At 42.1% G+C, this 12,673-nt stretch carries 7 protein-coding genes and 1 pseudogene; 6 read left to right on the top strand and 2 right to left on the bottom strand.

The genetic code is table 11. From position 1 onward, the window contains the following. On the top strand, window positions 1–1,811 hold a 1,811-nt coding region (locus ACIQXU_RS05150; RefSeq protein WP_402987143.1), incomplete at its 5' end, for an SH3 domain-containing protein. A 249-nt stretch (window positions 1,812–2,060) separates the two neighbouring features. Here ACIQXU_RS05150 and ACIQXU_RS05145 read toward each other — a convergent pair. Continuing rightward, the gene (locus ACIQXU_RS05145; protein ID WP_402874120.1) at window positions 2,061–2,312 is read right to left on the bottom strand and encodes a hypothetical protein; all 252 of its coding nucleotides are present in this window, start codon (window positions 2,310–2,312) and stop codon (window positions 2,061–2,063) included. A 228-nt stretch (window positions 2,313–2,540) separates the two neighbouring features. Here ACIQXU_RS05145 and ACIQXU_RS05140 point away from each other — a divergent pair, with 228 nt between their 5' ends. The 4 genes from ACIQXU_RS05140 to ACIQXU_RS05125 all read left to right on the top strand — a co-directional run bounded on the left by ACIQXU_RS05140 (window position 2,541) and on the right by ACIQXU_RS05125 (window position 11,025). After that, on the top strand, window positions 2,541–3,050 hold the full coding sequence (locus ACIQXU_RS05140; RefSeq protein ID WP_402987141.1) for a hypothetical protein: 510 nt from the start codon (window positions 2,541–2,543) through the stop codon (window positions 3,048–3,050). Between the two features lie 7 nt (window positions 3,051–3,057). After that, window positions 3,058–3,450: a DUF1648 domain-containing protein gene (locus tag ACIQXU_RS05135; protein WP_402957299.1), complete on the top strand. Its 393-nt coding sequence runs from the start codon at window positions 3,058–3,060 to the stop codon at window positions 3,448–3,450. A 353-nt stretch (window positions 3,451–3,803) separates the two neighbouring features. Then, a complete protein-coding gene (locus ACIQXU_RS05130; RefSeq protein WP_402987139.1) occupies window positions 3,804–6,608 on the top strand; it encodes a 5'-nucleotidase C-terminal domain-containing protein in 2,805 nt (934 codons plus the stop codon). Window positions 6,609–6,687: 79 nt separating this feature from the next. Beyond that, complete coding sequence (locus ACIQXU_RS05125; RefSeq protein WP_402987137.1) at window positions 6,688–11,025, top strand: endonuclease; 4,338 nt, start codon at window positions 6,688–6,690, stop codon at window positions 11,023–11,025. Between the two features lie 97 nt (window positions 11,026–11,122). Here the strand turns inward: ACIQXU_RS05125 and ACIQXU_RS05120 are convergent, their stop codons facing one another. Beyond that, complete coding sequence (locus ACIQXU_RS05120; protein WP_402987135.1) at window positions 11,123–11,920, bottom strand: peptidoglycan-binding protein; 798 nt, start codon at window positions 11,918–11,920, stop codon at window positions 11,123–11,125. A 626-nt stretch (window positions 11,921–12,546) separates the two neighbouring features. Between ACIQXU_RS05120 and ACIQXU_RS05115 the strand changes: the two are divergent. Next, a pseudogene (locus tag ACIQXU_RS05115) lies at window positions 12,547–12,672 on the top strand (hypothetical protein); the annotation flags it as partial. Window position 12,673 lies beyond the last annotated feature (1 nt).

Below are 12,673 nucleotides of genomic sequence, written 5' to 3'. Positions count from 1 at the left end.
TGAATATGAGGAAAAGTGGTTCGGCGAGCGCGAAAATAGTCACTGAATTAACCAAAGGCACTAAAGTAACGGTGTATTCAGAGTCAAAAGGCTGGGCAAAGATCAAAGCGAATAATAAGGAAGGCTATGTGAATACAACCTACCTTTCCACAAAGAAGCCCGTCATGGCAAAACCAGCTTCCACTCCGGTTAATACGACGACAAAATACGTGGATGTAAGTTCAGGTACGCTGAATATGCGGAAAAGTGGTTCGGCAAGTGCGGCAATCGTCACCGAGCTAACGAAAGGGACGAAGGTCACGGTGTATTCAGAATCCAATGGCTGGGCAAAAATCAAGGCGAACAATAAGGAAGGTTATGTGAATACAAAATACCTTTCCACAACAAAGCCAAGCTCAACGCCTGTAGTTGAACCAACTGTCAAAGAGATAAAATATGTGAATGTAAGCTCAGGTACACTCAATGTACGGAATAAACCGACAGAAACCGCCTCCATCATTGTGAAATTGGCGAAGGGTGTAGAGGTTACCGTTCTTTCTGAATCGAATGGCTGGTCAAATATTGAAGTATATGGTGGAGAAGGTTATGTAAGCTCGCAATATCTTTCAACGACCAAACCAAATTCGAAAGATGAAAAGCCGGAACCTACCCCTCCAATTGAAGAAAACACGCTCATTAAATTCGTGAAGGTGAACGATGGATCTAATCTCAATATGCGATCTGCCGCCTCGACGTCTGCCTCTATCGTGGCTATGCTTGCCAATAATACGGCGGTAACGGTGTATTCTGAATCTGATGGTTGGGCAAAGGTTTCAGCAAATGGGAAAACGGGATATGTGAGCTCACAGTATTTAGTTAACATAGCTGCAGAAACTCCAGGCAATGCTCCTGGAACGGTCATTAAGAATTATACAGAATATGGCCTGACGATCGACAAGATGGTAGATTTGCAGATGGCCGTCAATGCCCAAACGGATAAAAGCTACCAAACCTACATACGTGAAGACGGTATTATTTTGACCTCTTCCACGAAAGGTACGGTCAATGGATCGGGCTGGCGAGTACGGGGAGGAGCTGGTCCGGATAACTGGGTAGTCGGTTCGGTCAGCAATAATCAGTCTCTTACAATCAAATCGAAGGTGAAAGGCTCTGACGGTTATTACTGGTATGAAGTCGATATCAATAAAACCTGGGTCAATGCGAGTCCAGAAGATGTGAAATATCATCTGAATCCAGATAATTTCGTGGATGATCCAGTTAACTCGTTTCAATTTGTCAAACTCTCTCAAAGTGCGAACCTGAATGCTGCCGAAGTGAATAGTAGAATCCTATCCGGCAAAGGGATTTTAGAAGGACAAGCAGCCACCTTCATGACGGCAGGGGATAAATATGGAGTCAATGATATTTATCTTATTTCACACGCATTATTGGAAACGGGCAAAGGGACTTCACCATTAGCAACAGGCGTTATGGTGAATGGAAAGACGGTCTATAATATGTATGGAATCGGCGCGTATGATGGAACGGCAGTAAGCAGTGGCGCGCAATATGCCTATAATGCAGGATGGTTCACTCCGGAAGCGGCCATCATCGGCGGTGCAGAATTCATCGCCAAAGGCTATATCTCCACAGGTCAGGACACCTTATATAAAATGAGATGGAATCCTGCTGGGGCTAGCAGTTATGGATATGCCACACACCAATATGCAACAGATATCGGCTGGGCCGTGAAGCAAGTAAAACAGATTTATAATCTATATAGTTTATTAGATTCCTATAATCTAAACATTGAAATTCCAAAATATAAATAATATCGTAAAAACCACATGATTAGGTTCATGTGGTTTTTACGATATATAGCTTATTTCAACATTTATCTACGAAAAGGCAATTTTATCTTCGAAATCGTCTCATTTATCTTCGGATTTTGCCATTATATCGATTTTTCGACAAAATTCTTCAGTAATATAAGTAGGAAAAGGTTCGGGTTATCACGCTTGGCCTGAACCTTTTACCTATCCACCCTTCAGTCCAATATCGTCTCTCTTAAATAAAATATACTAGAATTTACGGACGAAGACGGAAACCCCGAAAACTCCCAAACAGGTATTCGAAACCCTTACAAAATCATTTGATAGTAGACAATTTACAGCTTTTCGGTAGGACTTACCTGTTGATAGCTTGCAGGAATCAGCGTTTCCAATGACTGTAGCTTCTACAATTGTACGAGAAGAGTGAGGTCTTAAAGGATTTCTTTCCCATAGTATCGTCACTACATCAGGAGGTCTAGGAATGGACACAGAATCAGACATGTAATTCACCTCTTTTCTACTGGTTTATATAGTTAATGCGACTTCGGACAAGTTAGCTTATCGATTTGTCATGGTTTTTTAATAAAAGGATCAAGGATACCCATATAAAATTGGTAGTCATGAGGGGTGCCTGGAAGGATTATTTTGTTTTTTAGAGAAATATTATGTAGAAAGCTGAAGAGAGAAATTGATAGAAAAAAATATTCGAATGTATACAGGGGGAATTAGATGCAAAAAAAAGCGAACCGGAAATTATACAGTTTATGGACAGGTGAGTTTACGGCAACGGTCCTTTTTGCCGCTTTGTGGTTGTTATTCATTCAGCAACAGAAATGGGCGGATCCTTACTTGATTTCGTTCCCGCCTATCTATGCCTTTGTTGTGCTGGAGTTCATCCTGCTTCAAGGGAGCCTCTATTGGTTTCTGAAATGGAAACAAGCGAAGCAAAAGAAGTTCGTCGGGCTGCCTTCTGCTCCACTACGTATTTTCCGTGCGTTTAAAAAGATTAATATTGTTCTGATCTTGATAGGATTACTCGTAGCCGTTTATCAATTCACCCTGTTTCGGGTCGGTCATTATTGGTTCATCTTTCTTTACGCATTCGCCATCATTGAACATATCAATTACTACCATATTAGGCTTTCCTATCAGACTCCGGAAGAGTTAAAGGAGTTCTTTCATCAAAAGAAATTCCGTCCTTCCATCCTGGCAAAGGAATTGGCTATGTTAAGAAGGTGAGGAGACCATGGACAAGCAACAAGTAACAACTAAAAAAACATTCGTTGAGAGTTTATTAGATAGTGTTTCGATGATTCTACTTATAATGATGTTTGTATACATATTTTTAAAGTGGCCGGTTCTACCGAATAGCATCCCTATGAGTTTTGATCCATCGGGTGCCGTATCCCAATGGGGAGATAAGAAAAGCATTTTAGGCCTGCCATTAATCGGGCTATTGGCTTTTGGTGTGTTTAGCCTTGTTGAAAGGTATCCTGATTCCATCAACTTACGAATCTATAAAAGTGAAGATAAAGACAAGGAGGTAACGTACAATAGGCTGATGGTGAATATCATCAAAACGGGCATCGTCATTTGTCTGCTTCTTGCTAACTGGAGGATCATGGAAGCGGTTCTATAATAGGTACAGATTAAACGGGTGATTCTTCATGAAGAGGAATCGCTTTTTTACTATAGAGATTTTTATGGCAGAGGGAGCTGGATTTTGTAAAGTGATGTAGAAAGATGCTAGAGAACAACATTTGTCAAGTTATAAAAATGTCAATATTGTGTAAAAAATCATGGATTTGATATAAATTTGGAATATTCTGTTGTATTATAGGTTATACACATATCTAGAAAAATGGATTTGTGATAATGGGATATGCTGAGATTTTCTGTTTTATGAAAGCATGTTTTGCCTTGAGTCCTCGGTGGGCATGCTAATAAAACCTTATTTCGGCATAGAAAAAGAATGGGGAGGAATTATTTTTTATGGGGAAAAAGAAAATGATTCAATTTGCGTCAGCCACCGTACTGGCCGCATCAACTATCGTCGTAGTGGCACCGGTGCCAACGGATGCTGCAACAACAAGCTTAACCAGTAAAATCAAGATAGCGAAGGCCACCATCAAAAAGCCATTCGACACGTACTTCTACTCTTCTAAACTCGCTTCCGTATCCACCATCAAGAAACAAACCAAAGCTGCAAAACAAGCGAAAAAAGACATAACCGCTTCGATTAAAAAATCAACCTTAACGAAAAAACAAAAAGATGAAAAACTAAAGGAAATCAAGGCCTATGATAAATACATAACACGGGCAGAGGGTTATGTGAAAGGCTATCAAAAGGCGGAAAAGGCTAAGGTAGCCCATGATAAAGCACTTAAGTCTCTGACGAATTCCGTCATTGCCCAAAAACCGACGGAGGTTAAGAAAAAATATAACGCGTTGAATTCCGCTGTGAAAAAGACCGAAAAGGACATTAAAGATACCGTGTACGGCGCCAAGATTGAAGCCCTTCTATACGATAAGTTCACCAAAGGAACGAAAAAATCCTTAAACGGGGATCTTAAAGTGCCGTACTACTATGATAAGGCCGAGTATTGGATCGCAAAAGGGGACTTGAAAACGGCTGCCAAACGGATGGACGCCGTTTCAGGCCAGTTGAAAAAGGTAAGCAAAACATCGAAGCTCGGTAAGGCCATCCATGCTTACGCGAAGAAAGTAAACGGAAAATATGAAGTGGCCCTTTATACCGAAAAGAAAAAAGCAGTAGAAAAGAAAGTAAGTGCGTACGAAAAGCTGGCAAAGGGACCACTTAAGACGAAAGCACAGATCAACGCGGCTAAACAAGCGAAAGCGGCTATTGATTTAACTGGAATCAATAAAGCGGATAAGAAGGCTTTCCAAGCAAGGATTGCAGCAGCGGATAAGTTGGTTGCAACAGCTGATGAAGGGCTTCAATTCACCCTATCTTTGATGCATACGAATGACACGCATGCTCACTTGGATAACGTGGCCAAACGGGTGACTGCCGTTAAGGAAGTAAGGGAAAGTAAGCCAAAGGCGCTTTTGATCGATGCGGGTGACGTATTCTCAGGAACCTTGTATTTCAATGAATTCAAGGGTCAGGCCGATCTTCAATTCATGAACTTAATGAAATATGACGTGATGACATTCGGAAATCATGAGTTCGATTTAGGGTCAAGCGATGAAGGGCACCAAGCATTAGCCGATTTTATTAAAGGCGCCAAGTTCCCATTTGTCAGTTCGAATGTAGACTTTTCCAAAGACGATAAATTTAAAGGGTTATTCTCGGATCTATATTCGAGTGAACCTGAACAAGGAAAAATCTATAATGGCATCGTGAAGGATATCGATGGTGAGAAGGTCGGGTTCTTTGGACTGACGACAGAAGAAACGAAAGACATTTCAAGCCCTGGCAGTATCGTATTCGAGAACTATCTGGAAGAAGCAGAAAAGGCCGTGAAAGCTTTCGAAGGCATGGGCGTGAATAAAATCGTCGCCATCTCCCATCTTGGGTATGATGACAATGCCGAATATGATAATGATTTAACGCTGGCGTCTAAGGTAAAAGGGATTGATGTGATCGTCGGTGGACATAGCCATACACAGTTAGACGGTCCAGTTGTGATCAGTGAGGATGAAAAAGGACAAACGAAAGACCCGACGGTCGTTGTCCAAGCTTATCAATATAGTGATTATCTAGGTACGCTCGATGTTGAATTTGATAGTAAAGGAAAAATTATAGGACAAGCAGGTCAATTGATCAAGCTTGCCGACAAACAGGATGATGCAGAAGCGGCCCAGAAGTTGGAAACCTACTCCAAGAAGATTCAGGAAGTAAAAGAAAGCAAAACGGGCGCAACTGCAGTGAAGGCAATGGAAAGTCCGCGTGATTCAGGTGACGTTACGAAACCAAGTGTCCGTAAAAACGAAACGGAATTAGGCAACTTGATCACCGATGCCATGCTGACGAAAGCAAAGGAATTTAATAAAGATACGGTCATAGCTTTCCAAAATGGTGGAGGCATCCGTGCCGGTATCGATCAAGGTGACATCACATTAGGGGATATCCTCACCGTTTTACCGTTTGGCAATACACTGGCGACGATGAAGCTAACTGGTGCGGAAATAACGCAAGCATTGGAACATAGCGTGAGCCAAGCACCGAGAGAGAGTGGCGGTTTCCTACATGTATCCGGCATGAAATTCACATATGACAGCACAAAGGATGCGGGTCAACGCGTACAAAAGGTTGAAGTGAAAGGACAAGATGGAACGTATAGCGAATTGGATAAAACCAAGCAATATACAGTAGCCACCAATGCCTTTACAGCCAAGGGTGGAGATGGCTTTACAGTCTTTGCAAAAGCCTATGCAGAAGGAAGAGTGACGGACATCGGCCTTCCTGATTGGGAGAACCTTGCGGATTATGTAAGCCAGTTAAAAACGGTCAACCCAACCATCGAGGGACGGATTACGGACGTTTCTGGGATTACACCAAATCCTGAACCAGGCACACCGGACCCAGGTACACCTGATACACCGGAAGATCCAACCAAAACATACGAGGGCAATACCACATTGGATATCACAAAGCTCTCATCTTTGAAAAATATAGTAGTCAAAGGTAACCTAACCTTGACTGGAACTCCTTTAGAGCCCTTTACTATTTCAGGTGTGATAGTGGAAGGGGATTTGGATGTATCAGGGCTGAATGGGAAAAGCGTAAATCTGACGGACGTCACAGTCAAGGGGGACACCATTTTTTAATAGATAGGGAGAGGAACTATCTGACTCACTGACAGGTAACATCGCCAAGTTTTAATAAAAAACTGGAGGGGTTGAGTACTTGAAGAAGAATGGGATAAGTAAGATTTTCTTTGCCATATTATTAGTTCTATCAACGATTTTGCCATATGCAGCGGTCGCAAAAGCGGAAGAGTTCCTATCTGTAGCGGAAGCCATCGCGAATAACAGTGGAAAAGGTAAAACGGTGAAAGGATATATTGTAGGAACAGCATCTAGTGGTACAAGCTATGTCCAAAAAGCACCGTTTACCGTGAATACCAATATCGGAATCGCGGATAGTCCGGATGAAACCGACAGTAAAAAAATTATGCCGATTCAGCTACCTAGCGGTAATATTCGGACAGCCTTGAATCTAGTGGATCACCCGGAGCTACTCAAGAAACAGGTGACGATTACTGGTTCACTGGAAGCTTACTTCAGTGTCCCTGGTCTTAAATCTCCCACTGCTTACACAATCATTAGCGATGGTGACACACCGCCAGAGCAACCTGATGTGAAGGTTTTGGGCTCCCTTGCAGAGGCACGCACGAATACGGAAGATGTGGTGCAGATTGAAGGAATCGTTACGACAGGCATTGGCTATTGGGGAGGAAAAGGTTTTTACATCCAAGACCAAACCGCTGGACTCTATGTGTATGGAACTTCATGGACAACGGACGTGAAGCAAGGAGATAAGGTTCGATTAATCGGAAAGGTCTCTGCTTATAGTAACGAATTGCAAATCCAACCTACGACCCTTGAAGTGGTTTCTTCTGGGAATGCCCTTCCTGAAACACAACGAATCGATGCGGCAGGAGTCAATGAGGCCACACAAGGAGAGCTAGTCACCATTGAAAAGGCGACCATCACTGAATTGGCAGCATCGGGCACATATGGAACATTCGAATTTAAAGCGAAAGATGAGAAAGGTCATTCCGTACTCGTTCGCCATGATAACCGGAATGGTTCGAGTTATGAGGATTTCCTGAAGAGCTTTAAAGAAGGAGACCTCATTTCCGTCACTGGAATCGCTTCACAATTCAATGATGCGTATCAGCTTAAGCCAAGAGGGCTTGAAGACTATGAATTGGTGAACAAACCAGCTGTGTATACGGATGTTTATCCTGGTACAGTCAGTGAAAATACAAAAATATCCCTTGAATCTGGATGGGAAGGAGCAAAGATTTATTATACGTTAGATGGTTCTACCCCAACCTCTTTAAGCACGTTATACACAGCACCGATAACGTTAACGAAAGATACAGACATCAAGGCAATCGCCGTGAACGACAAAACATCGGAAGTATTCACATTTTCCTATATCGTCACGAAAACGAATGACTTGAAGATTCGTGACATTCAAGGAATGAATCATTTTTCACCGTATGAAAATCAGCTCGTCTCAAATGTCGAAGGTGTCGTCACGTATGTAAAAGATGCCAATAACTTTTACATGCAAGATCCTAATCCGGACGATGATTTGACGACGTCAGAAGGAATCCTTGTCTACAACAAAGCGCATGGGTTGAAAGCGGGAGATTCCGTCTCGGTGGATGGTAAAGTTGTGGAATGGTATGTCGAGGGCTACGCTGAAATGAAAACGACGGATCTGCCAACGACTGAATTGACCAATACGACTATTAAAAAGACGGGTACTCTAGCCATTCCGAAACCGATAGTTATAGGCAAAGATGTCATCCCGCCTTCTGAAAATATCGATGATGATCAACTGACCGATTTCGAACCGATAGAAGACGGAATTGATTTTTATGAGAGTTTAGAAGGAATGCTCGTAGAAGTCTATCAACCGAAAGTGGTAGCTCCCCAAGATTATGGTGAATTGGTTGTAATTCCGGGAGATATGAAAACAAGCACGGCAGTGGGCGGACTCAAAGTTACGGAAGAAGACTATAACCCTGAAAGAATCACCCTGGATATGGATGATGAAAAATTCGTCGCAAAAACAGGAGATTTCTTTACAAGTAATGTTACCGGGGTAATCAGCTACGGCTATAGCAACTATAGAGTGCTGACGGACAAAAACAAGCTGCCAACATTACAGGATGGCGGAACAGCCAGGGAAGTGACGTCGTTATCAGCAGAGTCTGATAAACTATCGATTGCGTCTTATAACATCGAGAATTTCTCAACACAAACGGCTGATTTAAAGGTTACAACCATAGCAAATTCCATCATTACGAATCTCAAAGCGCCGGACATTATCGGCGTGACGGAAATGCAGGATAATGACGGGGCAACAGATAGTGGAACGACGGATGCCAGTCAAAGTGCACAGAAAGTGATCGACAAAATCAAGGCATCAGGCGGACCAACCTATCAATATATTGATATTGCTCCAGAAGATAAAGCGGATGGCGGGGCACCTGGTGGAAATATCCGCGTAGGCTTTTTGTATAATACAGACCGTGTGAAATTAGTTGAGGGAACAAAAGGGAAGCCGACGGAATCCGTTGCGTATAAAGGGGATAAGCTTACCTTGAACCCTGGGAGAATCGATCCTACTAATTCGGCCTTTGCTTCAAGCAGGAAGCCATTGGCTGCCCAGTTTGAATTTAAAGGGGAAAGTGTAGTCGTTGTCGCCAATCATTTCAATTCCAAGGGCGGTGATCAACCTTTATTCGGGAAAAATCAGCCACCTGTTCTATCAAGTGAGGTTCAAAGACTAAAAATTGCTTCCATCGTCAATCAATTTGTCAAAGGAATCACGGAAGAAAATCCTGATGAACATATTGTATTGCTCGGAGACTTTAATGACTTTGAATTCTCAGCACCACTTAAAGAGTTAAAGGGTAAAGAATTAAAAAATATGATTGAGGAAGTACCGTTTAAACAACGTTACTCGTACACATACCAAGGAAACTCCCAAGTACTTGATCATATTCTTGTATCCAACAATATGGCAGACTCCACAAAAGTGGACATCGTTCATATTAACTCCTCCTTCATGGAAACACATGGACGGGCAAGCGATCATGACCCTGTATTGATTCAGACCGACTTAACGGCATCAGGAGCAGTAGAACCAATCGTTCCAGAAAAGACGTATCATCTATCCAAATTCAAAACAAAAAAACTTACGATTGCTTCACCGAGCGTTTTGATCAATCTTGATGGGGACTCTACCATCGAAGAGGGCATCTTCATCAAGAGTGACTATGCCAAACTGCAGGGTTCCGGTTTGAAAAATACGAAGGTGATTCTTGAGCCGACGAAAGCAGGTGCCATCATTGATTTCAGTGGTGCAGAGGTAAAAGAAGTCATCATTGATAACGACTATATCAAAGAAATCAGAGGCGCTGAAAATGTCCAGAAATGGACGACCAAAAAAGGTGTCAATACGTCTGGAATCAAGTTCTTGAATGCAAAAGGGGAAGCGATTGCTTCTCCTTTCGCTTCAAAGGAGAATAAAGCCCCAGTTGTAAAGAAGAAAATAGAAAATGTAGATGTAAAAGTGGGTTCGACGGTTACTCTTAATTTACGTGAGTACTTTGAGGATCCCGATAACGATTCACTTACTTTTTCGTCTACATTCGGTTCAATTGTAGGCTCTACATTGACCCTTCCAACCGATAAAGTGGGAAATTATATTGTCGCTGTAACAGCAAAGGACAAGTCTTCAGAAGTGATTGCTAGTTTCAGCCTGAAAGTATCAGAGGATAAACCACTCGAAGCATATTACCAAAAAGCGTCCGGAAAAACGGGCAACGAATTGAAAACGACGCTCCACACCATCATTAAAAGTCAGAAAAAATTGACGTACGCACAAGTATGGGATGGCATTAAGGATGCAGATGAAGATCCCAATAATCCTAAAAACGTCATCTTGCTGTACTCTGGAAAATCCATTTCGAAAGGTTCAAATGGAGGGAATTCGGGACAGTGGAACCGTGAGCATGTTTGGGCTAAATCCCATGGGAATTTTGGGACAAGCGTAGGTCCTGGGACAGATCTTCATCACCTTCGTCCGGAAGATGTGTCGGTGAATAGTAAACGAGGGCATCTGGATTTCGACAATGGAGGCCAAGGCTATAGCGGATGTGACTGTAAGGTTGATTCGGATTCATGGGAGCCACCTGACAATGTAAAAGGCGATGTCGCCCGCATGCTGTTTTACATGGCCGTTCGCTATGAGGGTAACGGTGAGCTTGACTTGGAACTTTCCGATACGGTCAATACGTATCCAAAGCCGCTTCATGGAAAGTTATCAACGCTTTTGGAGTGGAATGAACTCGATCCAGTTGATGAATTCGAGAGCAACCGCAATGAGGTCATTTATGAAAAATGGCAGCACAATCGTAATCCATTCATCGACCATCCTGAATGGGCCAACGAAATTTGGGGATCAGCACAAACCAAAGATTTTAAAAAAGCGAGTTAATTTCTTTAATCTCTGACAAACGAGTAAACATTGAAAAGCAAAAAGAGCATGTGTTTGTCACCATGCTCTTTTTGCCTTTGTTCTATTAGAAGTACTATTAATCTACTATTGTCACCTTGACTTGTTTTTTACCCCAAATTAAAGCATCCGCTTGTTTAGGGATGAATACATCGATCTTATTCCCTTTAATCGCTCCCCCAGTATCCACAGCGAGTGCTTTCCCATAGCCTTCCACTTCCACTGTTGAACCTAATGGAATCACATTCGGATCGACGGCAATTACTTTTGCATCATCATATTTCTTCAAATCTACGCCCATTCTCGTAATACCCGAACACCCTTCACAACTTGCCGTGTAAGCGGTACTTGAAACCGTCAAAGTCTTCGAGCTGTTACTAACTGAATTGGCTTTCGTTTCTAGCTTACTCATGGTTTTTGCCCCGGCAATTCCGTCGGCAGTCAATCCTTTTTGTCTTTGAAATGTGGAGACGGCTTGTTTTGTACCGCTGCCGAATATCCCATCAACCGTTGATGTGTATACATCCCACACCTTCAATAATTTTTGCAAATCGGCCACATGCTTACCGATGTCCCCCGTGCGAAGAACCTGTATTTTTTGATTCGTTTGTAAACCTGCTATTCCATCGGCTTTCAGGTTCGATTTTTCCTGGAATTCCTTCACGGATTCTTTTGTAATGGAACCGTAGTAACCTGTTGCCTCATGATAGGGATAAACCCCTTTTGTCAGCAATAATTCTTGTAATTCTTTTACATCACTATGGCTTGTACCTTGCGATAGCGTGCGATCTCCAAGGGCCGCTTCACCTTTAGTCGGCATCGCTAATCCTATCATGAATATCGAAACCGTGATGATCATGCATATAATGTTCTTCATGTTTGTCCTCCTTGTTGTATCTCACGTATACAATTCGTTTGGCTACCGATTCTTTCGTGCAGGGAACGGAAAAACACCGCAAAGGGACCAAAGAACTGTTAATACATGTAACGGAATCTGAGAAAACGGGGAGGTTCGATGTGATTACAAATCCCTTGTTTCATGGGATTTGGTTGTTTTTGTATAAAAAAATGTGAAAGATTGCGCGATTTCATCTTGTTCCCGGCATTTGACCGATAAATCGGCAAGTTTGACCGATAAATCGGCGAGTTTGACTGATAAAAAGCCTCCATTGACTGATAAAAAGCCTCCATTGACTGATATAACCTGAATCTTGACTGATACATGGATGAAACGGATAAGGGGTTACTGAAAAAGAGTCATTATCTTTTAAAATCATAAGCTAGTTTGCTAGTGAAATGATAAAAAATGTCCCAAAATCAAGGCATACAGCAAAAAGCCACCTAATTATAGTTAAGTGGCCGGCATTCTCTTATCCATTTTCATTCATGTGATTTTTGTAAAAGTTATCGACTGATTCGCAAGTTGATTAATTTTAGCAAGAATATTCCTTATAAGGCATTGTGTCTCTTTTCTTGTGTAAAAGTTGGAATGAGTTAGATTGTATGGGAAAAGTGATGATAGTCATGGAGCCTACCGGGCAATATTGGCTGAGCTTAGCTCACATTTTAAAAGAAAATGAGATGAAGTTTGTTGCATTTAATCCGTTACACGTAAAGAAAAGCAAGGAAT

It is taken from the genome of Peribacillus sp. NPDC097284, assembly GCF_044761765.1.
Classification (GTDB): domain Bacteria; phylum Bacillota; class Bacilli; order Bacillales; family DSM-1321; genus Peribacillus.
The sequence above is the reverse complement of the archived record's forward strand: the minus strand, read 5'-3'. Positions and strand labels throughout refer to the sequence as shown.

Bases quoted from the DNA above. Each gene is read 5' to 3' on its own strand.
- ACIQXU_RS05145 (WP_402874120.1), bottom strand. From the start codon at position 2,312: ATGTCTGATTCTGTGTCCATTCCTAGACCTCCTGATGTAGTGACGATA.
- ACIQXU_RS05140 (WP_402987141.1), top strand. From the start codon at position 2,541: ATGCAAAAAAAAGCGAACCGGAAATTATACAGTTTATGGACAGGTGAG.
- ACIQXU_RS05135 (WP_402957299.1), top strand. From the start codon at position 3,058: ATGGACAAGCAACAAGTAACAACTAAAAAAACATTCGTTGAGAGTTTA.
- ACIQXU_RS05130 (WP_402987139.1), top strand. From the start codon at position 3,804: ATGGGGAAAAAGAAAATGATTCAATTTGCGTCAGCCACCGTACTGGCC.
- ACIQXU_RS05120 (WP_402987135.1), bottom strand. From the start codon at position 11,920: ATGAAGAACATTATATGCATGATCATCACGGTTTCGATATTCATGATA.